22 protein-coding genes are annotated in these 24,382 nt (G+C 47.9%); 18 read left to right on the top strand and 4 right to left on the bottom strand.

What is annotated here, in order from left to right; translation table 11 throughout:
* Positions 1-546 precede the first annotated feature (546 nt).
* The 12 genes from C3B52_RS08810 to C3B52_RS08860 all read left to right on the top strand — a co-directional run bounded on the left by C3B52_RS08810 (position 547) and on the right by C3B52_RS08860 (position 15,249).
* Positions 547-2,145: a glutathione ABC transporter substrate-binding protein gene (locus tag C3B52_RS08810; protein WP_103105707.1), complete on the top strand. Its 1,599-nt coding sequence runs from the start codon at positions 547-549 to the stop codon at positions 2,143-2,145.
* A gap of 105 nt (positions 2,146-2,250) precedes the next feature.
* A complete protein-coding gene (locus C3B52_RS08815) occupies positions 2,251-3,822 on the top strand; it encodes a glutathione ABC transporter substrate-binding protein (protein WP_103105708.1) in 1,572 nt (523 codons plus the stop codon).
* A 23-nt stretch (positions 3,823-3,845) separates the two neighbouring features.
* On the top strand, positions 3,846-5,081 hold the full coding sequence (locus C3B52_RS08820) for an amidohydrolase family protein (protein WP_103105709.1): 1,236 nt from the start codon (positions 3,846-3,848) through the stop codon (positions 5,079-5,081).
* 243 nt (positions 5,082-5,324) lie between these two features.
* Positions 5,325-6,896 (top strand): glutathione ABC transporter substrate-binding protein, encoded by a 1,572-nt coding sequence (locus tag C3B52_RS08825; protein WP_103105710.1) that lies wholly within the window; start codon positions 5,325-5,327, stop codon positions 6,894-6,896.
* A 126-nt stretch (positions 6,897-7,022) separates the two neighbouring features.
* On the top strand, positions 7,023-8,330 hold the full coding sequence (locus C3B52_RS08830) for a purine/pyrimidine permease (protein WP_103105711.1): 1,308 nt from the start codon (positions 7,023-7,025) through the stop codon (positions 8,328-8,330).
* 98 nt (positions 8,331-8,428) lie between these two features.
* Positions 8,429-9,058 carry an NUDIX hydrolase gene (locus C3B52_RS08835; RefSeq protein WP_103105712.1) on the top strand — a complete coding sequence of 210 codons (630 nt, stop codon included), beginning with the start codon at positions 8,429-8,431 and terminating at the stop codon, positions 9,056-9,058.
* 192 nt (positions 9,059-9,250) lie between these two features.
* Positions 9,251-10,690 (top strand): MDR family MFS transporter, encoded by a 1,440-nt coding sequence (locus tag C3B52_RS08840; protein WP_103105856.1) that lies wholly within the window; start codon positions 9,251-9,253, stop codon positions 10,688-10,690.
* A gap of 136 nt (positions 10,691-10,826) precedes the next feature.
* The gene (locus C3B52_RS08845) at positions 10,827-11,765 is read left to right on the top strand and encodes a DUF2268 domain-containing putative Zn-dependent protease (RefSeq protein ID WP_164684726.1); all 939 of its coding nucleotides are present in this window, start codon (positions 10,827-10,829) and stop codon (positions 11,763-11,765) included.
* Positions 11,766-11,919: 154 nt separating this feature from the next.
* On the top strand, positions 11,920-13,170 hold the full coding sequence (locus C3B52_RS08850) for a GNAT family N-acetyltransferase (protein ID WP_103105714.1): 1,251 nt from the start codon (positions 11,920-11,922) through the stop codon (positions 13,168-13,170).
* Between the two features lie 100 nt (positions 13,171-13,270).
* Complete coding sequence (locus C3B52_RS36345; protein ID WP_164684727.1) at positions 13,271-13,444, top strand: hypothetical protein; 174 nt, start codon at positions 13,271-13,273, stop codon at positions 13,442-13,444.
* A gap of 49 nt (positions 13,445-13,493) precedes the next feature.
* On the top strand, positions 13,494-13,970 hold the full coding sequence (locus tag C3B52_RS08855) for a PilZ domain-containing protein (protein ID WP_103105715.1): 477 nt from the start codon (positions 13,494-13,496) through the stop codon (positions 13,968-13,970).
* A 118-nt stretch (positions 13,971-14,088) separates the two neighbouring features.
* Complete coding sequence (locus tag C3B52_RS08860) at positions 14,089-15,249, top strand: DUF2087 domain-containing protein (protein WP_103105716.1); 1,161 nt, start codon at positions 14,089-14,091, stop codon at positions 15,247-15,249.
* Positions 15,250-15,294: 45 nt separating this feature from the next.
* Here C3B52_RS08860 and C3B52_RS08865 read toward each other — a convergent pair whose 3' ends face one another.
* The 3 genes from C3B52_RS08865 to C3B52_RS08875 form a co-directional block, all read right to left on the bottom strand.
* Positions 15,295-15,603 carry a hypothetical protein gene (locus C3B52_RS08865; RefSeq protein WP_103105717.1) on the bottom strand — a complete coding sequence of 103 codons (309 nt, stop codon included), beginning with the start codon at positions 15,601-15,603 and terminating at the stop codon, positions 15,295-15,297.
* A gap of 120 nt (positions 15,604-15,723) precedes the next feature.
* The gene (gerQ, locus tag C3B52_RS08870; protein ID WP_103105718.1) at positions 15,724-16,176 is read right to left on the bottom strand and encodes a spore coat protein GerQ; all 453 of its coding nucleotides are present in this window, start codon (positions 16,174-16,176) and stop codon (positions 15,724-15,726) included.
* Positions 16,177-16,204: 28 nt separating this feature from the next.
* Positions 16,205-16,627, bottom strand: a complete 423-nt coding sequence (locus tag C3B52_RS08875; protein ID WP_103105719.1) for a cell wall hydrolase — start codon at positions 16,625-16,627, stop codon at positions 16,205-16,207.
* A gap of 182 nt (positions 16,628-16,809) precedes the next feature.
* Here C3B52_RS08875 and C3B52_RS08880 point away from each other — a divergent pair, with 182 nt between their 5' ends.
* The 3 genes from C3B52_RS08880 to C3B52_RS08890 are packed head-to-tail and all read left to right on the top strand — an operon-like array spanning position 16,810 to position 20,598.
* Positions 16,810-17,271: a MerR family transcriptional regulator gene (locus C3B52_RS08880; protein ID WP_103105720.1), complete on the top strand. Its 462-nt coding sequence runs from the start codon at positions 16,810-16,812 to the stop codon at positions 17,269-17,271.
* Complete coding sequence (locus tag C3B52_RS08885; RefSeq protein WP_103105721.1) at positions 17,222-18,787, top strand: class I adenylate-forming enzyme family protein; 1,566 nt, start codon at positions 17,222-17,224, stop codon at positions 18,785-18,787. Before C3B52_RS08880 ends, C3B52_RS08885 begins: the two co-directional genes overlap by 50 nt.
* Before the next feature lie 2 nt (positions 18,788-18,789).
* Complete coding sequence (locus C3B52_RS08890) at positions 18,790-20,598, top strand: acyl-CoA dehydrogenase family protein (RefSeq protein ID WP_103105722.1); 1,809 nt, start codon at positions 18,790-18,792, stop codon at positions 20,596-20,598.
* Between the two features lie 80 nt (positions 20,599-20,678).
* On the opposite strand, the gene C3B52_RS08895 is transcribed toward C3B52_RS08890, so the two are convergent.
* Positions 20,679-21,251 carry a YqaA family protein gene (locus tag C3B52_RS08895; protein WP_103105723.1) on the bottom strand — a complete coding sequence of 191 codons (573 nt, stop codon included), beginning with the start codon at positions 21,249-21,251 and terminating at the stop codon, positions 20,679-20,681.
* A gap of 369 nt (positions 21,252-21,620) precedes the next feature.
* On the opposite strand from C3B52_RS08895, the gene C3B52_RS08900 reads away from it, so the two are divergent.
* From C3B52_RS08900 to ytxC, 3 genes are all read left to right on the top strand, one after another.
* Complete coding sequence (locus C3B52_RS08900) at positions 21,621-21,839, top strand: hypothetical protein (protein ID WP_049737657.1); 219 nt, start codon at positions 21,621-21,623, stop codon at positions 21,837-21,839.
* Between the two features lie 152 nt (positions 21,840-21,991).
* Positions 21,992-23,098 carry a cyclic dehypoxanthinyl futalosine synthase gene (gene mqnC / locus C3B52_RS08905; protein WP_103105724.1) on the top strand — a complete coding sequence of 369 codons (1,107 nt, stop codon included), beginning with the start codon at positions 21,992-21,994 and terminating at the stop codon, positions 23,096-23,098.
* A 213-nt stretch (positions 23,099-23,311) separates the two neighbouring features.
* The gene (gene ytxC / locus C3B52_RS08910) at positions 23,312-24,232 is read left to right on the top strand and encodes a putative sporulation protein YtxC (RefSeq protein WP_103105725.1); all 921 of its coding nucleotides are present in this window, start codon (positions 23,312-23,314) and stop codon (positions 24,230-24,232) included.
* The last annotated feature ends 150 nt before the right edge of the window (positions 24,233-24,382 follow it).

Here is a 24,382-nt window from a genome sequence, read left to right on the forward strand (position 1 = left end):
TCACCTCATGAATCTCGTTATTAATTAGTAGATTCCACAGTGAAAGCACATTGCCTTCTTTTTAAAGCTTTTATGGGGTTAGCCAATAAGCGCAGCGACATTGGCATTCCTTTGCTCTTGTCCCTGTCGCCAAGTGGAAGTACAACGGCTGGTGAGAGGAAACCGGAGAAAAAAGCGAAGGTCTTTGGAACACAGCCGAGGCGTAGGGGAAAAAGGGAAACACGCCTTTAAGCGTCCACCCCTGAGACACTTTCAGTGTCGACTACTTTGGACGCGGTTTCCCTTTTTCCCCGGAGCCGTGCAGTCAATCCCCCGCGCAAGTGTTCCAAGTACCTGGAGCGTTTTCTCCGGTTTCCTCTCCTCCCCAACAGCCCCGCTCGTACTGAAACGCCCTTTGTTTAAAAACCTGAAAAAATAGTAAAGAAAGTGAAAATTCTAGTAAAGAGAGTGAAAAAATATTAGCTGAATAGTAGGTAAAATGAAACATGCGCGAATCGTTAAAAAATTCAAATGAAGAAAGCGCAAACGAAAGAGGGGGACATCTACATGAAAAAGACGCGCTTTTTCCAAACGCTGATTGCCCTGACTGTAGCAGTTTCTGCCGCATTGGCAGGCTGCTCATCAGCGCCACAAGCAGGAACGAATGCAAACACAAATGCATCAGGCCAAACCGGTACAGCTGCACCAGCCGACGCCAGCAAAGCAGGGGGAACTCTCGTTATTGCCCGATTGTCTGATGCGAACAATCTAGACCCGCATTTCCTGACCCAAATCAACTCTGCTGCAATCATTCATCACAAAGTATACGAGGGTCTCGTTCGTATGGACAAAGAAAGCAAATACGTGGGTGCGCTTGCAACCGAATGGAAACAAGTGGATGACGTGACATGGGAGTTCAAGCTACGCTCCGGAGTTACTTTCCACGATGGAGCTCCATTTAATGCAGAAGCTGTAAAAGCGACGATTGCCCGCGTCCAGGACCCAGCAGTTGGCTCCAACCGTGCCAACCTGTTTGAAGCAATCAAGGAAGTAAAAGTAGTGGATGACCAAACCGTTCAATTTATTCTTCACTATCCATACACACCGCTCTTGTCCGTTCTCGCGAGTGCAGAGGGTGGCATCCTGTCACCAAAAGCAATCGAGCAATACGGCAAGGAGCTGACCAAGCATCCAACCGGAACCGGGCCTTACAAATTTGAATCCTGGACACCTGGTCAAGAGGTTGTATTGGTGAAGAACGACAACTACTGGGGTGACAAGCCTAAGCTGGACAAAGTCGTCTTCAAAACCGTTCCAGAGGATACAACACGTCTCGCAATGGTAGAAACAGGAGAAGCTCAGGTAGCCGAGCAGCTGCCTGTCACTGAGGTAGACCGCGTACAAAACTCTACTTCCATGACACTTGGCCGCTATGCTTCCTTCTCCAGCGATCATATCGGGATCAATACGAAGAAAAAACCGTTTGACGATGTGCGCGTACGCCAAGCGATTGCCCATGCGATCGACAAGCCATCGATCATCCAAGGTGTTTACAACGATGTAGGGGCTGCAGCACATTCATCTGTTTCTCCTACAATGGTTGGGTACAGCCCGAACGTAAAAGATGCGAAATACGATCTGGAGCTGTCCAAAAAGCTGTTGGCTGAAGCAGGCTACGCAAATGGATTCAAAGCAACTATTTATCTCAATGACAATAAAGCACGTATCAACGTAGCAGAAGTTCTGCAACAGCAATTGAAACAAATCAACATTGATCTGGAAGTAAAGGTTTTGGAATTTGGTGCTTACATCGATGCAGCGACCAAAGGCGAAACTGACCTGTTCATCAGCGGGTGGGGTAATGCGACAGGGGATGCTGACTACAACCAGTACAACCTGTTCCACACCAAATCCCAAGGTGCAGCTGGCAACCACTCCTTCTATAGCAATCCTGAGGTGGACAAGCTAATCGAAGAAGGACGCAAGGAAAAAGACGAAGAAAAACGCAAGCAAATCTATGAAAAAGCACAGCAAATCGAAATGGACGAGGCAGCATTGGTACCATATCGCTACTCGGAAAACCTGGCTGCGATTGAAAAAGGCGTAGAGGGTGTATGGATCAGCCCAGCTGGTCACATCGAAATCGATGACATAACGCTCCCATAAGACTGCACGATTAGCAGCATAGCGAAATTCCTTTTTGGAAGCGAGCTATGCTGTTGCTCTTTAAAAAAGATTCGATATAGAAAAAAGTAACCTGGGGGCTAGAACATGAACAAGAGCAAATGGATGAATACGTTGCTTGTCAGTGTACTTAGCGTAGGAATTGTGCTTGCTGGATGTTCTTCGGGCAGCGAACAAGGTACGAGCACCACTGTAGCTGGAGCAGACCCTGCACCAACAAACCAAACCTTGATTATCGCGCGTCAATCCGATGCCAACAATCTGGACCCGCATTTTATTTCCGCCATCAATGCGGCAAGTGTTGTACAACACAAGGTATACGAGGGTTTGATCGCACGCGACGAAAACATGGTATTCAAGCCGTTGCTCGCGACAGAGTGGAAGCAGCTGGATGACGTTACGTGGGAATTCAAGCTGCGTGAGGGGGTAACCTTCCACGATGGCACACCGTTTAATGCAGAAGCAGTAAAAGCGACAATTGGGCGTGTGCTGGACGAAAAAGTAGGTTCTCCACGAGCAGGTCAATTTAAGATGATTACAGAAGTAAAAGTCATCGATGATTATACGGTACAATTCAAGCTGGCTTACCCGTACTCTCCTCTGCTTTCGATTCTCGCCAACCATGAAGGCAGTATCATCAGTCCGAAAGCAATCGAGCAATATGGAAAAGATTTGTCCAAGCATCCAGTAGGAACCGGGCCATTGGTGTTTGAATCGTGGACACCGGGACAGGAAATCGTGCTGGTGAAAAATGATAAATATTGGGGCGAACCGATCAAATTCGCCAAAGCCGTCTTCAAAGTTGTTCCAGAAGATACGACAAGAATCGCCATGGTAGAAACCGGAGAGGCACATATTGCTGAGCCTTTGCCGGTTACGGAGATTGAAAGAGTAAAAAATTCTCCGCAGCTCGATTTGTATCGTACGGCAGGCTTGGGTACTGATTTTATTGGCTTCAATAATAAAAAGAAGCCTTATGATGATGTACGCGTGCGTCAGGCCATCAATTATGCCATCGAGACAGATGCGATTATTCAAGGCGTGTACAACAATATCGGAACCAGAGCGAATTCTGCGATGAGCCCAAAGGTTCTCGGTTACAGTGAAAGCTTGAAAAGCTACAGCTTTGACCCGAACAAAGCAAAAGCTCTACTAAAAGAAGCAGGATATCCGAATGGCTTTAAAACTACGATTTGGACGGGTGACCGAAAAGAACGGATCAATGCTGCTGAAGTCATTCAATCACAGTTAAAAGGAATCGGTATTGACGTAGAGATCAAAGTATTGGAATATGGCGCTTATCTGGATGCCGAAGACAACGGTGAAACCGACATGTTCATTAGCGGCTGGGGCAATGCGACGGGTGATGCTGACTACAACCAGTACAATCTGTTCCACTCCGCTTCGCTCGGCAAGGGTGGAAATACAACCTTTTACGTAAACCCAGAAGTTGATAAACTGATCGAGCAAGGACGCCGCGAGCAGGACACGGAAAAACGGAAACAAATTTATGCACAAGCATTGCAGATTGAGGCAGACGAAGCGCCAATGGTCCCGATTCGGAATTTGGAGCACGTGGCTGCTGTCGGGAAAAATATTAAAGGTTTCTGGATCAGTCCATCCGGCTACATGATGATCAATAACATCACGATTCAGTAATCGGTACAGGAAGGAAGAGGTCGATGAAAGAAAGCTTCTGGATCGCCAATGCCAGTCTGGAGTGCAGCTTTTCAGTGGAAAATGGCAGGGTGAATGGAACAAATACAGAACGGTTTCATGTGTTTGTGAAAGATGGACACTTTGAGCGGATCATTCCAGCCACACAACCACTGCCAGTAGGAGAAGTGGTTTGGGATGCTGACGGACTACTCATGCTTCCTTCTTTTAAAGAGATGCATATTCATCTGGATAAAACGTTTTATGGAGGGCCGTGGCAAGCTGTTATTCCGGCACCGAACCGCTTTTTCCGGATTGAACAGGAGCAGGAGCTGTTGCCTCGCCAATTGCCAGTGGCGAAGGAGAGAGCAGAGAAGCTTTTGCAGCTGATTCAATCTCACGGGGCTACACATGTGCGAACGCATTGCAATATTGACCCGGTCATTGGGCTAAAAAACATGGAAGCGACCCTGCAAGCGCTGGAGACATTTAGCGGGAAACTTTCCTGGGAAATGGTCGCCTTCCCACAGCATGGATTGCTGCGCAGCGATTCCGTCTCTTTGGTACGGGAAGCGATGAAGCACGGTGCGGGACTCGTTGGCGGTGTCGATCCGGCTACGTTTGACGACGATATTGAAAAATCGCTATATACGATGATGGATATTGCGGTAGAAGCAAATGCGGATGTCGATCTGCATTTGCATGAGCCAGGGCACTTGGGGCTGTTTATTATGAAGCGACTTGCTGCCATGACAGAGGATGCAGGGTGGCAAGGACGTGTAACGATCAGCCACGCTTACGGACTCGGGGAATTGCCTACACCGCTTGTCGAAGAGATGGCGGAGCGTCTCGCCAGCTTGCAAATTGCAGTGATGTCCGCTATACCGATTGATATGCCGACGATCCCGGTTCCGCTCTTGCATGCGAAGGGTGTGCACGTAGGCTTGGGCAATGACAACATAACAGATCATTGGGACCCGTTTGGGACAGGGGATATGCTGCAAAAAGCAAATCGTCTTGCAGAGCGTTTTCGCTGGATTGACGAAGTTTCTCTCTCACAGGCGCTTGGATTTGTGACGGGTGGCCTGACTCCGCTGGACAAACAGGGCAACCAAATCTGGCCAAAAGCAGGCGATGCGGCCGATGTTGTTTTTGTACGGGCAAAATGCTCTGCTGAAGCCGTTGCTCGTCAGAACCCGAAGGAAGCAGTCATGTATGCAGGCAAAATGGTATGGCAAAAAGATCGTGTAGAAGGAAAATAGACGATGTGAAATCCGGTGTCTCTTGTTTCAACAAGGGCAGCGGATTTCTTCTTTTTCGCTCAATAAACATGTTGTTCGTCAATATTCATATAGGTAATCAAATGTTGAATAAAAGTAAAAATAATATAAATAGATGTAAAGATGCTGAAAAGCTCGCAGATGAATATCCCGTATAATGCAAATAAGACGTAGATTCAGAATTTTCGACAGGATTAGACGAAAATCAACAGGGGGTATCATCATATGAAGAAAACACGCTTGTTCGGCTCTTTGCTTGCTTTGACGCTGACGATCGGCACAGCACTAGCGGGATGCAGTGCGGGGGCAGAGCAGTCTACTACAGGCAACACACCAGCCGCAGAAGCTTCAAAAGAAGGCGGTACGCTGATCGTAGCGCGCAAAGCGGATGCCAATAACTTGGACCCGCATTTTATTTCCAACATTCCATCGGCTAACTACATCTACGGAAAAGTATATGAAAGCCTCGTATCCCGGGATAAAAACGCTGACTACAAGGCAACACTCGCAACAGAGTGGAAGCAAGTAGATGACCTGACATGGGAATTCAAGCTGCGTGAAGGCGTTACCTTTCACGATGGCGCTCCGTTTAATGCGGAAGCAGTGAAAAAGACATTTGAACGCGTATTGGACCCAAAAGTGGCTTCTCCTCGAGCATCCAACTTCTCGATGATCAAGGAAGTCAAAGTTGTAGACGACAAAACCGTACAATTCATTTTGGAATATCCATTTGCACCACTTTTGTCAATCCTCGCCAGCTCTGAGGGCAGCATCCTCAGCCCGAAAGCAATAGCGGAGCATTCTGACACGCTGTCCAAGCAGCCAGTGGGAACCGGACCTTTCAAATTTGAATCGTGGACACCAGGTCAAGATATGACATTGGCGAAAAATGATAGCTACTGGGGCGAAAAACCAAAAGTAGACAAAGTTGTTTACAAAGTAGTTCCAGAGGATACGACTCGTATCGCGATGGTAGAAGCAGGCGAGGCTCACATCGGTGACCAGCTTCCTGTAACAGAGGTAGAGCGTGCACAGGCTACTCCTAGCATGAACATGGTTCGCGCAGAAGGTCTCGGTGTAGAATATATCGGCTTCAACGTACAGAAAAAGCCTTTCGATGATGTACGTGTGCGTCAAGCAGTGGCACATGCCATCGAAAAAGAAGCAATTGTCAAAGGTGTATACAACAACGTAGGAACAGAGGCTGTATCGTCCCTGTCACCAAAAGTAATTGGCTACAATGCCAACCTCAAGGATTACTCCTATGATGTAAATGAAGCGAAGGCACTCCTCGCTGCTGCAGGTTATGCAAACGGATTTAAGACGTCCATCGTAACAGACGATCGTAAAGAGCGAATGAACGTAGCAGAAGTGATTCAGTCCCAGCTGAAGGGTATCGGCATCGATCTAGAAATCAAAGTAATGGAATACGGTGCGTATCTGGATTTCACTGATAAAGGCGAGCATGCGATGTTCATCGGTGGCTGGGGTAACGCAACTGGCGATGGCGACTACAACCAATACAACGTTTTCCACAGCTCCTCCAAAGGAAGCGCGGGTAACCTTGCTTTCTACAACAACCCAGAAGTGGATAAATTGATCGAAGAAGGTCGTCGTGAAAAAGACTCAGCTAAACGTAACGAAATCTACGCGAAGCTGCAAGAAATCGAATTGAAAGAAGCTCCAGTCATTCCAATTCGTACGATCGACCACGTATCTGTCACATCCAAGGATGTAAATGGTTTCTGGCTCAGCCCTGTCGGCTATTTGATGCTGGATGAAGTAACGATTAAATAATGACCACACCGTGGGGATGGCGTTCGGCGCTATCCCCTCGATTTGTTTGAGCAAAATAGACAAACACAAGGGCTCGGGCAGTGTCAAAGGTTTGGCAATGCCGCGTTTTCTTAGGAGGAGGGACGCATGCGGAAAAACGCACAGATTTCGGGATGGAATGAGACACTCGGAGCGTTGCAATGGTTTGTTTACTTGCTCGTCTATTCGATCCCGATCCCGATTGTCATTGGAGGCTTATACCATTTACCCATGGATGAGATTGCGAGCTTGATGCAACGAACCTTCCTGATCGCTGGTGCTTCCACTGTTCTGCAAGGTCTGGTGGGGCATCGCTTACCGATAGCAGATGGTCCGGCGGGCATCTGGCTGAGTGTTTTTGTCATTTTGGGGGATATGGCACTGCGCCAAGGGGATGATTTGTCGTCTACACTGCGCGTATTGGAGGGCGGAATGCTGGTCGCGGGGCTTATGCTGTTTGCAGTAAGCGGTATCGCCCATCGCTTTGCAAGCTGGTTTACGCCACTGGTGACAGGCTCGTTTCTCCTTCTGCTCTCCTTTCAGCTCGGTGGTGTTTTTATTAAAGGAATGCTCGGAGCAGGGGGAGGACCGCTAACAGGTGATCGGGCATTGGCCGGACTGGTAGCTGTTGGCGTCTTTGTTCTCGTTTTCTGCCTTTCAACCTGGGGCAAAAACTGGTGGAGGAGCTATGCGATACTCATCGGTATTATAGCCGGATGGCTGGTATTTTCCTGTATGGGCATGGGCGGCGCTGCTATCTCGGATGCTAGCTGGTTTCGTCTCCCACAAATGTTTGCCTGGGGTCCTCCCCAATTTGATTTAGGAATGGCTGTCGCGGTGCTACCGCTAGTATTGATGCTGCTCTCGAGTACACTTGCCGCAACAGAGTCGATGGAGCAGGCGATCGGCGAGAGCCAAAAGGAAGATCCCAAGCGCTTTTCTCGCGGTGCGTTAGCAGGCGGGTTTACTCATTTGTTGTCTTCCGTTTTTTCATCAGTAGGCATTGTCCCTTTAGGGGGTAGTGCAGGCTTCGTCAGTGTGACTGGGCAAAGCAGATTGCGTCCCTTTCTGATTGGCGGTCTGATTATGGTTTGCCTGTCGTTCATTCCAGTGGCTATCGGCTTGTTGACCACCTTGCCTGCACCTGTGGCATACGCGGTTGAGCTGGCGGCTTTTGTACCCATGGTCGGGCTGGGTGTACGAGCCATTTTGCGGGAAGCATTGACAGAAAGAAGGCTGACCATTTTAGGAGTGACGCTGTTATTAGGGCTGTCGATCATGTTTCTGCCACCAGATATGTTTCAGGGCTTGCCAACAGTTGTACAGTACATCGCGGGGAACGGTCTGTTGGTCGGTGTCTTGATTGCGATGGTACTGGAAAAGCTTTGGAAGGAGCAAAAGCATTTTGTTGCCTAGCGAAGGAACTTCTTTTTGTTGGGAGGAGAATTCCACCTGAATCAGGAATGTAAAGATGTAAGCGAGCAAGAGATGCTGGTATAAGGTGGAATGAGTTCATGCAGGAAGAACAGCTGGATATCTTCGATGAAGCTGGGCAGCACATCGGAGTCAAGGCGCGCAGCGAGGTGCATCGCCTGGGTCTGTGGCATCAAACCTTTCATTGCTGGATTTATCGGGTTGTCGAAGGGCGGGTAGAAGTTCTGTTCCAGAAAAGGCATCCGCAAAAGGACACTTGTCCGAATTTACTCGATATCACTTCAGCGGGACATTTGCTCGCATCCGAACAGCCGAGTGAGGGAGTTCGCGAGCTTTACGAGGAGCTAGGATTGTCGGTGCGATTTGAGCAGCTCAGCAAGATCGGGATGATTCGTGATGTGATGAGCTCGCCGGGAATTATCGATAAAGAAATGTGTCATACGTTTGTGTTTGTGTGCGAGCAGCCTTTAGATGATTATGTATTACAAAAGGAAGAAGTCACTGGTTTACTGTGGGTGCGACTTGCACCGTTGGAGAAGCTTTTTGCCGGAGAGCTGACAGAGGTTACGGCAGCTGGCTTTTTGGTGGATGAGAAGGGAAAAGCTACTGACACGAAGTGCAAAGTGGCGCAGGCTGATTTCGTTCCGCATGAGGCACATTACTATGAGCAAGTGTTTATGGCCATAAAAAGATTAGCTGGACTCGATTGAACAAAAAGAGCAGAAGGCCTCGCTTGGCATCGGACAAGCAGAGGCTTTTTGTATCTGAGTGCGATTACCGCTTTGCCGTTCATCGCGGTGCTTTCTAAACAGACAAAAGCACCAAGCAAAAGAAATTGTGTGGTATACTATGACAATGCTTTTTTTGATCGTGATCTTGGAAGAGCTAGAGAGGAGAGCAAGATGAGGGGAAAAATTATGATGGCGCTGATGCTCTCGACCTTCCTGGCCGCTATGGAAGGAACAATCGTGAGTACGGCTGTGCCACGCATTACGAGTGATTTACTGGGATTTGAGCAAGTAAGCTGGGTGTATGCGATTTACATGCTGGCTACTGCAGTATCTGCTCCGATCTACGGAAAGCTGGCTGATTTGTTCGGTCGCAAAAATGTTTTTTTGGCGGGGATTGGAATCTTTCTGGTAGGATCTACCCTCTGTGGTGTAGCGATGTCCATGGAGCAGCTGATTGTGTACCGGGCCATTCAGGGACTCGGTGCAGGGGCAGTAATGCCGATTACGATGACGATTATCGGCGATTTGTATACGGAGCAAACAGCAAGAGCGAAAGCCCAAGGATGGATTAGCGCGGTTTGGGGGCTTTCAGGGGTTGCAGGTCCATTGGTCGGAGGATTTCTGGTCGATACGCTGACCTGGCGCTATATTTTCCTTCTTAACCTGCCATTTGGGCTCGTATCGTTTTTTATGATTGTGATGCTGTATAAAGAAAAGCTGGCTGTTAAAGCGAAGCGCCATATTGATTATCCAGGTGCATTTATTTTTACAGTAGGTACGATTGCGTTGTTGTATGCGCTGTTGACTGGCAGCCAGAATCAGTCTTGGCTAAGTCCGGTTACGATTTCCTTGATCGTGTTTGCACTGGTTACCTTCTTGATTTTCGTATCTGTCGAGAAAAAATCGCCTGAGCCGCTTATCCCGCTCTCGCTTTTGACCAATCGAAACGTGATGCTGATTAACTTGCTTACTCTGTTAACAAACGGGATTGTGATCAGTATGGTAGTGTACTTGCCGATTTGGAGTCAAGGTGTTTTGGGAGAAAGCGCGACGATGGCAGGCTTTGTTCTTATGCCGATGCCGGTATGCTGGACGATCGGTGCAGTCCTGTCTGGTAATTTACTGGGCAAGCTGCGTGCCGAGCAGTTAATTACTACGGGAACAGCTGTCCTGACGGTTGCAGGCGTACTGCTCACCTTGTTAGGGTCACATTCGGCTGGCTTTCTCATCTACTTGGCGGTTGGCTTGATCGGTTTAGGCATGGGTCTGATCAGTCCGATTGTCATGGTGAAAATCCAGGCTTCTGTAGCCGTAGACAAACGAGGAACAGCAGTGGCGCTCAATACGTTTACTGGTACGTTTAGCCAAACCTTTGGCGCTGCCGTATTCGGGATGATGTTCAACCTGGTGACTGTAGGGAGTGGGCATGAAAACCTTGGGGCATCTTTTGAAACGGGAGGTGTGCCTGCTGAACAGCTCTTGCAAATCAGAGATGTTCTCGCATCGGGTGTACATATCGTGTTTATTGGCTCACTTGTCTTGGCTGTATGTACGTTCTTTTTGTCGCTGCTCATCGCCAAAGCACAGAGACAGCCTGCAAGAGAGAACTAGAAAAAAAGCGTCGGCTCATGGCTGGCGCTTTTTTGTATATGGGGAAATTTATCAATGCAGGAAATGAAAGCAACTTACTCGGCGGTTCATCGTACAAGAGATAGAGGTGATCCAAATGAGTAACTGTAGGCTTTTTATGAAGCGATGGACATCATCCATCCTCCTAGTGACTGTAGCCATGTTGTGTATTTCATGCTCGAGCGATAAGCCGGTAGAAGTGGCCAATAACTCTCCTTTTGTCACAGATAGCTTTACAATCGATGGGGATGGCCAAAGGCAAGAATTTCATATGATCCGGCTTCAGAATGCGCTAAAAAACTACATAACGAAAGCAAATGAAAATCAGGCAGCGAATCTTCCGAGCCTGTATGATGAAACCGTCTTTCAACCCGTTTGGAGCGTTTGCTTCGACAAGGGTGAATACATCGGCATCATCCAGAGCATTCGGGAGAATCCGCCTACGAATTTTAACCGACTGGAAAAAGCGATAGAGCTACTGGATAACCCCGATGCTACGAAAACGATCAAAGACGCGTTAATCAAGTCGCAAGCCCACCTACAGGGACCGCCGATAACAAATTTATGTGTCTTGCCTACAGATTTGATCGAAACGTCAGCGGCATATACAGTTGGTTCAGGCAAAATTCTTATTCTGTACAACCAGTATCTGTACAAAGACATGGAGGAGCTTGCCAGCACTGTGGCCCACGAATATCACCATAGTGCATGGACGAGCAGCTATTATGATCAATCAAAGCCATTGACCTTATTGGATTATCTTGTGTTTGAAGGGAAGGCAGTAGCTTTTCAAAGCATGCTTTATCCTGGCGCAACAAGCCTGCCAGTTTACGGGGAGGAACAAGAGGGAAACCGAAAAATCATCGAACAAAATCTCCACTCGACAAATTACCCATTCATGCAAAGAATCATGTTTGGTGGCGACGAGCTGCCCCTGGCCTTTGGTTACAGCGAGGGCTACCGAATGGTCCAAGCGTATATTAACAGCCATCCGTCCTTATCGGTAGAGCAATGGACCGCAGCCACGCCTGCTGAAATCTACCAGTTGCCTAAATAAAAGACATCCATTAAGCCTAAATCCGCCACGTTACATACATATATTACCAAAAAATACAAATTTCTTATTGCCTAAATGTGCTCTGATTCGTTACTATTTTCTGTAAGTAGATTGTGGTATTCCCCTATTTCAACAGACAGGAGTGCAATGATCGATGGAAGAGATTCGCCCCGTTACAATTGAGGAAGTCAGCGAGGTTGTCAGAATTACAGCTATGGCGTATCCAGGCAGCAATCTCTTGGCATCAGAGAATGCCCAGCGTTTTAGTGAGCGTGTGAAAGACACTCTGGAAAACGATCCAAACGTCAGCTTTCACGGGTGTTACCGAAATGACCAGCTGATTGGCATTATGAAGTGGCATGATCTGTCTATGAACGTACACGGAACCCAAATGCTTACCGGTGGAATCGGTATGGTGGCGGTAGATCTTCTGCATAAAAAAGAAAAGGTGGCAAAAACGATGCTGGAAGGCTTCCTCGGTAGCTATCGGGAGCGTGGAGTCAGCCTTGTCTCGCTTTATCCGTTCCGCGTCGATTTTTACAAGCAGATGGGCTTCGGGGTGGGAACCAAAATCAATCAATACCGGATAAAGCCCTCCAGCTTGCCATTTAGTAGCAAAGACAAAATCATTTACTTAGGTATGGAAAATAGAGAAGAAATGTTAGCCTGCTATCATCGTATTGTCCGGCAAACACACGGAATGATCAGAAAAACCGATCAAGAGCTGAAGAAGTTTCTGGAGCAGCCGGAGCTAGTGACCGTGGGCTATAAAAACGAAGGTCGACTCGGTGGCTACCTCGCCTTCCAATTCCAGCGAGCTCACGAGGAAAACCGGATTTTCAATGATCTGGTGGTCAAAGAGTTTCTGTATGAGTCGCGTGAAGCACTCGGCCAAATGCTCTCCTTTTTGCACTCTCAGGCGGATCAAATTCAGCGAATCGTTCTGACTACTGCAGACGAAGATTTTCACGTCCTCTTATCCGATCCTGGTAACGGCACGGACAACCTCCTCCCAAGTGTTTATCATGAGAGCAACGTATCTGGAGTCGGACTGATGTATCGCGTCATTGATGTGCCAGGCTTTTTCTCCAAGCTTACTCAGCCATCCTTTGGGACGGAGCAGGTGACGCTGCGCTTGTTCATTCGAGATTCATTTTTGCCTGAGAATGCCGGAAGCTGGCTCATCCGATTCAGTGAGGGGCGTCCGCAGCTGGTAGAGGATGGAGAGGCGGATGTAAGTGTTGCGATGGATATTTCCGATTTCTCATCACTGGTGATGGGGGCGGTAGGCTTCCGCAAGCTGTATTCGTATGGGCTGGTTGACATTGATGAAGTCGAGGCGGTCCCAAAGCTGGACAGACTGTTCTTCGTGAGTGAAAAACCGAGAAGCACCACTCCTTTCTAAAATGATAGCGCTATTATAAAACGTCACATTTTTGCCACAATTGGTAATCTTTTTTCGTTCCCTCCCATATCATGTAAGAAAAAGGGAGGGGGTTACAAGTATGATCTATTTAACGCTCGTGATCTTTTTTGGGTTTCTCTTGATTGTTTGGTTTCTCGTCAAACTCCTCTTCCGACTGGATCGGAATGACTCGATCGAGCATGACCAAAGAGAGCTATGGGAAAATTCCAATGTAACCTTGAAGGAAATGCATTATCAGAAGCAGAAAAAATAAATAAAGGCGCCCTTAGTCCGGCGTCTTTATTTTAGGAAGGTGAGCAAAATTGACTGTCGTAACAGAGGGACAACAACGAGAATATTTTCGACTGAAGCTGGAGCACGCCCTCTGCGCCGAAATGACTATTGTACTGGTAAAAGGGAAGACAATGGAAATTGGAAGTGCGACAGTTTTGATTGAAGATATAGGAGCAGGTGGCCTGCGTTTTCTCTCCCATTTAAAAATGCCTGCAAACGATCAGCTGGTGCTTCAATTCGAGACAGAGATGTGTGGGCAGCCATTAAAAATGTACGGGCATGTCGTGCGTACTACTTCGTGGGAGCAGGATTACTACGAATACGCTGTACGATTTACGATGGATGAAGGGCAGCATCTGGAGATCAATCGTTTAGTCAATCGGCTCGCGATTCGCTATCGTCAGCGAAGGGAAGCGACGGCCGGCCGTTTTTGGAAGGGAGATCGTCGGGAGTTTCTGAGAGAGATGGCAGAAAAAAGCCTGGTATTACAAGCGAACGAAAGATAAACAAAAAGCTCTTTTTGTCTATACGATTATAGACAGGGGGCTTTTTTGTTTGACTAAAAATAGATGTGATGATAAAATATCTATAATTAAACAAACGAATGAAGGTTGTGTTTGTAAAATGAATGTGAATGAACAGTTCTGGAGTGCAACCGTAGAAGAGCTGAAACACGGCTATCTTGAAAAAGAACATGACTATCTGTGCCTGTTGTGTGGGCAAACAGTAGAAAAAGGGATCATATATCCAGTAGATGAGTTATTATACGATGCTGGTCGTTTTATGCGGCATCATATCGAGACGGAGCATGGTTCCGTTTTTGATCACCTGAGCAGGCTTGATAAGCGATTGACAGGCTTGTCCGATCATCAAACGAGTCTCTTGCGTTTGTTTTACCAAGGAAAAAATGATAGCGAAGTACAGGCTGAAATGGGGATCGGAAGTGCATCCACGATCCGAAATCACCGTTTTGCCTTAAAAGAAAAGGAACGTCAAGCAAAGGTGTTTCTGGTCATGATGGAGCTGCTTCGAGAACCAGATAAACAAACCTCCTTCTCAGCATCATCAGGAGTAAAAAGCAGTAAGGCGTCGAAGGAACTTCCAGACTCATCCGCAGCAATGGAGGAAAAGGAAGCGGCAGTGCTTGCAAGCAAGTACTTCCCGGAAGGAACAGACGGTCCATTGGCTAGTTTTCCACGCAAGCATAAGCATCGACTGTTTGTTTTGAGGCAAATTGCCGAGCGATTCGACCCTGAGCGCTTTTATAATGAAAAAGAAGTAAATGCCATTCTTGAAGCCATTTATGCGGATCATGTTACGTTGCGCAGATATTTAATCGATTATGCATTGCTAGATAGAAAGCCGGATGGCAGCCAATATTGGGTGAACGAGCAGGAACGAAGTGAGGAACAGGAGGTAGCACCGATGAATCGAAAACAAGAGCTGAAGCAGATGTATAAAGAAGTGAAGACGGAAGCAGGCGTCTATCAAATAAAAAATACGAAGAACGAGAAAATCTTTGTCACGAGCAGCCGTAACCTAAAGACCATGAACGGAAAAAAATTCATGCTGCAGCATGGCTCGCATACAAACCGTGCCTTGCAAAAAGAGTGGAATGAATTTGGGCCGGAAGCATTTGAATTTGAGGTGCTTGAGGTATTGGAGAAAAAAGATGTGCCTTTCTTTGATGAGGCGGATGAGCTAGAAAAATTGGAAGACAAATGGCTAGAAAAACTCGCTCCTTATGGTGAGCGTGGATACAATCAGGAGAAAAAACGAAAATAGGCTGCCGATGGGCAGTCTTTTTTCATTCACGTAGAGATTTACTCTCTACCTGTCAAGTAAGCCAAAGCGTTCTAACTGATCCCACTGTCCTTCCAGTTGCAAAATCTCCTTTTGCCGAGGACCAAGCAGATCAAAATGGGGGAAAGGAGGGCGGTCATGAATGTAGACGGGATTCAGTCCATGTACGAGGCACCATTCCGTTAAGCGTTGACGATTCGCGCAGCCTACCTTTGTGACTGTTTTTACCCCTGGGAAGCGTGGATCGAGCCAGTAATGCGTCAAAAAAGCGATCTCTTCCCGGATTACCGCCTGCTTCCACTTGTTCAATTCTTCTCTAGTTATCCCGAATGCCAACGCTCGTCATCCTTTATCCGCTTTTATATTCGTGCTCTCTATTATAACAAAGATCAGGACACACAAAAGAGGCAGCCATTCTTCAAAGGAAAGAGAAGAAAGGCTGCCTGCAAGCGGTATTTAGCGAATACCTTGTGGGAGGGTGGGGGGAATGTAGTTCAATTCCTCATCTGCTGTAATATAGTCCGTATTAACCATGAGAAGCAGATAACGTTTTCCTGTTTGAGGATCGCTCAAAATGATATGGTCGCGTCCAGCCGTTTCCAGAACGCCACGGAAGATTTTAGCGTTCCATTGGCTGTTGTTTTCAAAGGTTTGGTATACAGTGATTACCTTACCGCGATTCAAACGCAAAATGTTCTCGATATACGATTCCTCTACGAGTTGACCTGGCGTGATGGGCGTGCCCGGAATCCAGGCGCCGCTTGGCTGCATCGGTACCAATTGCGGCTGTTGTTGTTGAGGCATTCCAAATGGCTGCTGCTGTTGAGGCATTCCCATTGGAAATTGTGTGGATTGGTACATATCATACCCGTATTGTTGGTAAGATGGGTACGGCATTTGTTGACTCATGATGAACTCGCTCCTTTATCTATCCTTACTAGTAAACGCGTGGGCATTCTGATGCTTTTGGTACGAAGAAGCAGTGTGCTTTATAGCGACCAGAGTTTTGCTGATCCCACCAGGTAGCAGGGCAATTGCCTGTCGGACGGTAAAACCACAAGGCATTCGAAGCGGGATGTGTTCGTTCTCCATTAATGGCACGCTTGGCTAGACGTTTTTCTCGATCACGTGCACGCTGATAAAAGTACGGCTTTTGGACGGATTCATATCCCCCAGGCGATTGATAAACCATGTCGCTCATCGAACGGATATTTTTAAAGTCCAGACAATTGCCGAGAATCCGGTTCACGCCGACGTTTCCCACCATAAGCATGCCAAGCTCGCCTTCTCCTTCAGCCTCTGCACGCAGTAACCGTGCAAGTAGTGCCACGTCATTTGCGTTTGCTTTGATGACGGCCATTGCTTCACCTCCTCGTAAAACTCACAATTACAATATATGGGCGACCCGCAGATGGGTGATTGACTGAGTAAATTTTTCCGTGGAAGGAAGGGTTAGTTGACGTTAACGTAAACGAAAGGTAAAATATGTATAATCAGTTATTTCTGAATTTTTACTAAATATTTCAGGAGGACCTCCAAAACATGACCAGAGAAGATCGTGGTAGACAAGAATCATGGCCCATCTCTGCTCTTGCTCACGAATTGGATGTCAGCACCAGAACAATACGCTATTACGAAGAGCTAGGCTTGATTTTGCCTGGTCGAACTGAGCGGGGGATCAGATTTTACAGCCGTGGGGACCGAGCAAGGCTGCGACTGATTCTACGCGGCAAGCGCTTTGGCTTCTCACTGGATCAAATCCGCGAGATGATCGAATTGTTTGCAGAAGACCGCACTGGCCGCAAACAGCTAATGCGTACGATTGAGTATGGGAATCAGAAGCTGGCGGAGATTGACGAGAAGATCAGCGAGCTCATGCAGCTAAGAGAAGACATTCTCGTCTACAAGCAAAGCTTTGAACAAAAATTGCTTGAAGAGACTAGGAGGATGACGGATGAATGTAGCAGCGCTACTAGCAGCAAATGGACGCAAATTTCCGAATAAGCCAGCGTTAATTGCGGGAGACGAAGAAGTGAGCTACTCCAGGTGGAATCATGTATCCAACGGCTGGGCTTGCCATTTGCGTGAACAAGGCGTTGCGCCTGGTGATCGCGTAGTTGTGATGATGCCAAACTGTCTGGAATTTGCCTTTATGTACATGGCCGTCATTCGCTCTGGTGCAATAGTGGTCCCGATCAATGCTCGATCGACCGAGGAGGAGGTTCGTTTTATTTGTGCGAACGCCGAGGCAAAAGCACTGGTCGTCCATGAAGCACTGGTCCCGGCCGTTAACGAGCTAGTCGAGGAGAATGGAAAGCTCGTGGCGATTAAAACGGGAAAAAGTCAGGGGAATTGGGCAGGAACGGCGGATTGGGAGTTGGATGATAGCATTCCCGATCAGCTGGCTGCTCATGGTATCGACCCTGAAGCAAACTGGGCGAGTGAAGACAGCGATGTCAGCATTTTGTATACGTCTGGTACAACGGGCCGTCCAAAGGGTGTTTTGTTTTCCCATCGCAGCCTGCTGACAGTTGCCAAAATGATGTCGATTGAAATGGGAATGACGCACCGTTCGCGGGTTTTGCAGCTTATGCCACTGAGTCATTCTGCACCGCTACACCTCTTCTTTATCCCAGCTCTGATGCTAGGGGCAACCCAAGTCACCGCTCTCACTTTTTCACCCGAATTGCTGCTGTCTCTCGTCCAAAAGCACCAAATCACACATTTCTTTGGGGCACCTGTCGCCTATTTATTGACGATGAAACACCCTGCGTTCAACGACTACGATCTTTCCTCTGTGGAGTTCTGGATTTATGGAGGTGCTCCCCTGTCCAAAGAAATGGCTGCACATATGGAGCAGGCCTATGGACGTGACAAGCTGACGTGTGTCTATGGATTAACAGAGGCTGGACCTACGGGAACTTGTCTGTTCCATCGCGAATACCCCGAAAAAGTAGGAAGCATCGGCAATCGTGGAGTACTGTTTGCAGAAATCGAAGTAGTAGATGAACGCGGAGCACAGACTGCTGCCGGTGAAGCGGGCGAAATCCGTGTGCGCGGAGAAGGAACGATGAAGGGCTACTACAATAATTCTGAAGCGACTGCTGAGACACTGCGAGACGGCTGGATTTATACAGGGGATATTGGGCGTGTGGATGAGGATGGATTTTTGTGGATTATAGATCGCAAAAAAGATGTCATGATCACAGGCGGAATCAACGTTTACCCAAAGGAAATCGAGCTTTTGCTGGAGCGTCATCCTGCGATTTTGGAGGTGGCGGTTGTTGGCTTGCCGCATCCGGAGTGGGGTGAAACGATTACGGCGTATGTCGTTTTGCGAGCAGAAGCGGAGCCTGGACAGGATTGGAGCCAGGAGGTTCGCAGCTTTTTGGGAGGGCGCCTGGCTGATTACAAGCTGCCGCGCCAGGTAGTGGTTCTTCCGGCATTGCCACGCAACTCTAGTGGAAAGGTGCTGAAGCATAGCTTGCGCGAGTCATATTCATTTCAGGGAGTGGAGTAGATATGAGCAGTCTGCAGTCTAAAATTGACCGTAAGACGTACAGCGACAATATCCCTCACCCAAGAATGGCCAATGAGCAAAATTTTTACACAGCCGATCCGAATCTGGAGTACTTACTTACACGTTATTTGCCAACCGCGATGCACGAATGGGCAAAAAGCCAGCTAACCGAGCTGGGCGCCTATGTTACAGGTCCGATGGATGAACGGGCAGCTTTTACCGATCGTGAGGGAAAGCCGCGCTTGCGCAAATACAACCGGCTTGGCGAAGACGTTTCCGAGATCATTACGAATGAAGGCTACAAAGAGACCGTCGCCCATATATATGGGGCGGGGATCGTGAGTCATCTCTATCATCCTGTTCCTGAGCTGGGCACAACCGTACCGTATACGTACTCCTTTCTGATGGGGTATTTGGTAAGTCAGACCGAGCCGGGCTTTTATTGCCCAGTGACCCTGACGATGTCAGCAGCTTATCTGATTGATCGCTATGGGGATGAGGAGCAGAAGCAGCAATATTTATCGGGTCTGACCACAAGTGATCGCACTCGCTTGTATGAGGGAGCTACATGGCTGACGGAGCGACAGGGCGGATCAGATGTCGGGGCAAATGTAACGGTGGCGCAAGCAGTTGAGGAGCGTCCAGGAGTTTACCAACTGACGGGTGAAAAATTTTTCGCGAGCAACGCAGGTGCGATGGTAGCGACTGTGCTTGCGAGAATCGACGCTGACAAGCCCGGAACAAAAGGGCTGGGACTTTTTCTCGTACCATGGATCAAGCCGAATGGGGAGAAAAACCAGATTCAAGTCCGCCGCCTGAAGGATAAGCTCGGTGTCAATGCGGTGCCATCAGCCGAGGTACTTCTGGAAGGAGCAGAGGGCTACCTGATTGGACAGCCTGAGAATGGCTTCAAGTACATGGCAGAGGCATTGAATTTATCCCGTATCTGCAATGCAGTCGCATCTATTGGGATTATGCGCAGGGCATTGTACGAGGCACAGTATTATGCGCATGAGCGGAGTGCATTTGGCAATCCGATTGATCAGTATCCAATGGTGAGACAAATGCTCATCGAGCTTTTGCTGGATGTCGAGGTTAGCAGTGGAGCCATTTTTGATATGCTTCAGGTTTATGATCGCTTGCAATCCGCCGAAGTAAAAAAGGAAGATATAGCATTTGCACGGCTGCTCATCCCCATACTGAAATATCGTACAGGGGAGGAGGCGGTCGAGGCAGCGCACACCGCCATCGAAATTCATGGAGGGAACGGCTTCATCGAGGAATATGTGACTCCTCGCTTGCTGCGGGATGCCCAAGTTCTGACTGTTTGGGAGGGGACCTCCAATATTTTGGCGTTGGACCTTTTGCGCGTAATGCAAAAAGAGAACGCCCATCACGTCTTTATTCAAAAGATTCGGGAGCGCGCCGCTGGCTGGAGCTACGAATTATCGAAGCCGTTTGCGCAGCTCGTGCTAGCTGAGCTCACTGTACTGGAAGAAAATATCGCCTACCTGATGCGCCAATCGCCGGATTATTTAAGCTATAAGCTCAAGGCTCTTGCTGATCACATGGTCGATATATATACACTTAGCTGTATTGTAAATGAAGCTGAGGATCAGGCGGTGAACCAAGGCAACGTGCGCAAATACATTCTTGCCCGGCTCTATGCAAACAAGCATTTGCAAACGAAGCAGAAGCGAGGTGTTCAGGAAGATTCGCTTCTCGATGTTCACTTTTTCAACGAGCTGATGGAGTATCAACCAGTTTCTGTCGAAGCATGGGAGAGCCTGAATTCAACCACAGTGCGTTAGCTTCTCTTCTTTTTTTCTGAATAAAAACGAAAAGCGCTCATTGCCGAGATTACAGCGGGCTTGAGCGCTTTTTTGTCCCTTTATCTCATTGCGTAGCGTTTTCGCCGCTTGTTCCAAATGAACCAGGCGACAGCAACAAGAGCGGCTACTCCAAGCAGTGTTACCTCCAAATAGTCATCCAAAAGCACCTTGGCGTGTTTTCCATAGAAATGAAACAGCGTCCCGATGAGGAAAAATTTCAGGCCTCGTCCCACGATGGCGAAAAACATCAGTTTGGTTAGCGAGTAGTTGAATACACCGCTAAGCACGGTAAATACCTTGAAGGGAATGGGGGTAAAAGCGCCAATTAAGACGGCGGCATCCCCGTTTTTTGCAAACTTCTCCGTTGCCAGCACAACCCATTTTTCTGGGAGCAGCTTTTGCAAAAGTGGTTTTCCCAGCCATTTTCCCAGCATGTAACCGATTGGCGCACCGAGTATTGAAGCAGTGAAGGCAACTGTAGCATATCGGAGTGCAGATCCAGGATCGATCAGACTCATCGCAATTTGCATAAAAAAAGGTGGAATTGGACTTATGAACGAGTCCAAAAATGCCATGCCAAAAAGTCCCCATATTCCGTAATTCATGAAAAGTTGCGTTATTTGTTCGAGCATGAGCATCTCCTTACGACGTTTCCTCTCGTATTCGATTATACAGGAAAGATTCGGGTTTCTGTAGTTAGGTTATGCCTCTTTGTCCAAACAAAGACCGACAGATGGCACCCAGATGCTGCAAAAAATCTTTCATGAAGTAAGTAACGACAATAACAGATACGGTTGCCGCCTAGGTTGGGTTACATGCTTGAAAATTTGTGAAAATGGTAATTTTGTCCCGGTTTTTATTCAGAGGCAAACGGGAATGAATGTAAATAGGATTGGTACGGTTGTCAAATTGTGGTCGTTTAGTCCTTCGTTTTTTATTGACGCTAGGAAAGATTATCCATTAGTATAGAAAAATAGGACAAACAGCATTGGGAGGAACCCATGAAGACATTGGGATCGGGGAAAGTCGTTTACTATGCGCCAGACGGGACCAGCTTGCAGCTATCAGGGGAAATTGACGTTCGCGGAGATCGTGTATCCGTGACGGAAATTATTTACTTCAACGGACAGCCAAATGGAGCACGGGAAACAAATCTGCCGCTCGCTCAAACCGTAATCTATTGGGAACCAGAAGTGTATGAGTCGATCGGATTCGAATAGAAAAGACATTGGAATAAACAGACAGCCCTTGCCAGCAGCAGGGCTGTTTTTGTTTGGGGATGGCTTCGGCGGACACCTGTGGTATAGCCGGGGTGTTTGGATTGTGATATCATGTGGAGTGGAATTTACGTATGGTACAAGGAGTGATCCTTATGATCGACAACATACTGGAACGTGCCTTGAAAGGTGAGCGCTTGGGCCTAGAGGATGGCCTGGCCTTGTTCGCAAGCAATGATATTGAAAAAATTGGGCATTATGCAAACCAAGTGATGCTAAAGCATCATCCTGATCCGATCGCAACATTTGTGATTAGCCGCAACGTGAACTACACAAACGTTTGTGACACGTATTGCCGCTTTTGTGCTTTTTACCGAGCCCCTGGTTCTCCAGAAGGATATGTTCTCCCGAGAGAGACCATTTTCCAAAAAATTCAGGAGACAGTAGATGTAGGCGGAACGGAAATCCTGATGCAGGGCGGAACCAATCCAAACCTGAAGCTGGATTACTACACCGATCTGCTGCGTGCGATTAAAGAACGTTTCCCGCACATTACCATGCACTCTCTGTCGGTTGCGGAAGTAATCAAAATCGCAGAGGTTTCCAACATGACCGTCGAGGACGTTCTGCGGGAACTGAAAGCAGCAGGACTGGATTCGTTGCCAGGTGCTGGCGGAGAAATTCTGGATGATCGCACTCGCCGGAAAATTTCGCGTCTGAAAGGCTCTTGGACGGAGTGGATTGACACGCAAAAAGCGGCACACCGCGCGGGCCTGCCTGGTACAGCTACCATGGTAATCGGCTTTGGTGAGGAAATGGAAGAGCGCGTACTGTCCTTGATGCGCATTCGCGAAGCACAGGATGAAACAAACGGCTTTAAAGCGTTTATTGTGTGGACCTTCCAGCCTGACAATACCAACATGAAAGCGGTAAACAACACGCCGGAAGAGTATCTGAAGACACTGGCAATTAGTCGACTAATGCTGGACAATGTAGAAAACTTCCAATCTTCGTGGGTAACGATGGGCCCGCATTACGGACAGCTTTCCCTGTCTTATGGAGCAAACGACTTCGGTCAAACCATGATGGAGGAAAACGTTGTTTCCGCAGCAGCGTGTACGCACAAAGTAAATACAAACCAAATTCTCGAGCTGATTCGCGGAGCAGGCAAAATCCCTGCACAGCGCAACACTCAGTACGACATCCTGCGCGTATTTAAAGACGGCGAGATGGCGGAGAGAGATTTTGTCATGCAAAACTAATTAAAGTTTTAGGAGCACGCTTTTCTGTCATGTTTCCGCGCCTGTAATAGGTGGAAAATGTGGCGGAGAGGCGTGTTTTTTTGAATGTATGATTTTAACAAACGCTTGATCTGATGACTTTCTGCAACCTTCCCGTAGTTTCCAACCGTTTAAAAGTATATCGCTCCTAACGGGACATATACTGTAACTACAATTGCGGTTGGGGGGATGGATATGCAGACGTTTCGCGTATTGCTGGAGAATGTCCCTGCGCATTGTGGCACGTATCGCGCCATCGTAAACGAGATGACGGAACGGGTCAACACGGCGCCAGTGCGCATTACATACAAGGAGCAAGAGCAGGATGGCTACCACCTGTTTTTCTTTCAAAGCTGGTGCGAACAGGAGTATGATGCGCAGACGATTGAATGGGCGAGAGCTTTTGTAGCGCTCACATTGGCTGAATGGGTGATTCGGGTAAAAGACCCGGAAATCCTCGAGGAAATCGCAGCAGACTTGTTGCAAGCCGAGCAGATTGAAGAAGAGTGGATCGAAATTTTTCCATACATTCAGCGTATGTGCCAGGAAGATGACCTCTATGGGCGGGATTTGTTGACGGCAACAACACGCAAGGCTAATGTATACCGCAAAGCGTTTAATTACCTCGAGCACGAACGGTCGATTAACGTACTCGGATTCGTTCGGTTTCGTTTGCAAGAGCATTGGAATGAGCTGTTTGAACTCGTGGAGGCTGGCATCGACGAATACTTGGAAGACAAGCAATACCAGGAGTTCGTGGAGCTCCTCCGTTATTTCATTGCTGTTCAGGAAACCAAACAGGAAGTCGTTCACGTCATTCCTAGTGTGGACAAACCTTTCCACCTTTATGATAAAAATGGGGATCGACTTTGGCTCGACCAGCTGGATGCGGTACTGAGCATGGACGAGCAAAAATGTCGGGATGAGGACTATTTGGTCAGCGCTTTGGTTACACTTGCACCTGAGAGCATTGTTTTGCACATGGCAGCGGAAAAGCCGGGGCTGGCTCAAACGATCCGAAGCATTTTTGACAGCCGGCTTACCACCTGTCATTCCTGTGGGCTCTGTTTGGCGCAAAGACGTGTACTTGACGTGCACAATCCGACTAAACTATAATAGCAACAACAAAACTTTACATGCCTACAAATACGATGAGAAGGACATGGACAATATGCAGGTCGCTATAGAGAGGCGGGCCTAGGCTGGAAGCTCGCTGCGCACCCATATGGATCTACCACCTTCGAGTAGCAGTCGGGAACGAAGCAT

Source organism: Brevibacillus reuszeri (genome assembly GCF_002897295.1).
GTDB classification, from domain to species: domain Bacteria; phylum Bacillota; class Bacilli; order Brevibacillales; family Brevibacillaceae; genus Brevibacillus; species Brevibacillus reuszeri_A.

Bases quoted from the DNA above. Each gene is read 5' to 3' on its own strand.
- C3B52_RS08810 (WP_103105707.1), top strand. From the start codon at position 547: ATGAAAAAGACGCGCTTTTTCCAAACGCTGATTGCCCTGACTGTAGCA.
- C3B52_RS08815 (WP_103105708.1), top strand. From the start codon at position 2,251: ATGAACAAGAGCAAATGGATGAATACGTTGCTTGTCAGTGTACTTAGC.
- C3B52_RS08820 (WP_103105709.1), top strand. From the start codon at position 3,846: ATGAAAGAAAGCTTCTGGATCGCCAATGCCAGTCTGGAGTGCAGCTTT.
- C3B52_RS08825 (WP_103105710.1), top strand. From the start codon at position 5,325: ATGAAGAAAACACGCTTGTTCGGCTCTTTGCTTGCTTTGACGCTGACG.
- C3B52_RS08830 (WP_103105711.1), top strand. From the start codon at position 7,023: ATGCGGAAAAACGCACAGATTTCGGGATGGAATGAGACACTCGGAGCG.
- C3B52_RS08835 (WP_103105712.1), top strand. From the start codon at position 8,429: ATGCAGGAAGAACAGCTGGATATCTTCGATGAAGCTGGGCAGCACATC.
- C3B52_RS08840 (WP_103105856.1), top strand. From the start codon at position 9,251: ATGAGGGGAAAAATTATGATGGCGCTGATGCTCTCGACCTTCCTGGCC.
- C3B52_RS08845 (WP_164684726.1), top strand. From the start codon at position 10,827: ATGAAGCGATGGACATCATCCATCCTCCTAGTGACTGTAGCCATGTTG.
- C3B52_RS08850 (WP_103105714.1), top strand. From the start codon at position 11,920: ATGGAAGAGATTCGCCCCGTTACAATTGAGGAAGTCAGCGAGGTTGTC.
- C3B52_RS36345 (WP_164684727.1), top strand. From the start codon at position 13,271: ATGATCTATTTAACGCTCGTGATCTTTTTTGGGTTTCTCTTGATTGTT.
- C3B52_RS08860 (WP_103105716.1), top strand. From the start codon at position 14,089: ATGAATGTGAATGAACAGTTCTGGAGTGCAACCGTAGAAGAGCTGAAA.
- gerQ (WP_103105718.1), bottom strand. From the start codon at position 16,176: ATGAGTCAACAAATGCCGTACCCATCTTACCAACAATACGGGTATGAT.
- C3B52_RS08875 (WP_103105719.1), bottom strand. From the start codon at position 16,627: ATGGCCGTCATCAAAGCAAACGCAAATGACGTGGCACTACTTGCACGG.
- C3B52_RS08880 (WP_103105720.1), top strand. From the start codon at position 16,810: ATGACCAGAGAAGATCGTGGTAGACAAGAATCATGGCCCATCTCTGCT.
- C3B52_RS08885 (WP_103105721.1), top strand. From the start codon at position 17,222: ATGAATGTAGCAGCGCTACTAGCAGCAAATGGACGCAAATTTCCGAAT.
- C3B52_RS08890 (WP_103105722.1), top strand. From the start codon at position 18,790: ATGAGCAGTCTGCAGTCTAAAATTGACCGTAAGACGTACAGCGACAAT.
- C3B52_RS08895 (WP_103105723.1), bottom strand. From the start codon at position 21,251: ATGCTCGAACAAATAACGCAACTTTTCATGAATTACGGAATATGGGGA.
- C3B52_RS08900 (WP_049737657.1), top strand. From the start codon at position 21,621: ATGAAGACATTGGGATCGGGGAAAGTCGTTTACTATGCGCCAGACGGG.
- mqnC (WP_103105724.1), top strand. From the start codon at position 21,992: ATGATCGACAACATACTGGAACGTGCCTTGAAAGGTGAGCGCTTGGGC.
- ytxC (WP_103105725.1), top strand. From the start codon at position 23,312: ATGCAGACGTTTCGCGTATTGCTGGAGAATGTCCCTGCGCATTGTGGC.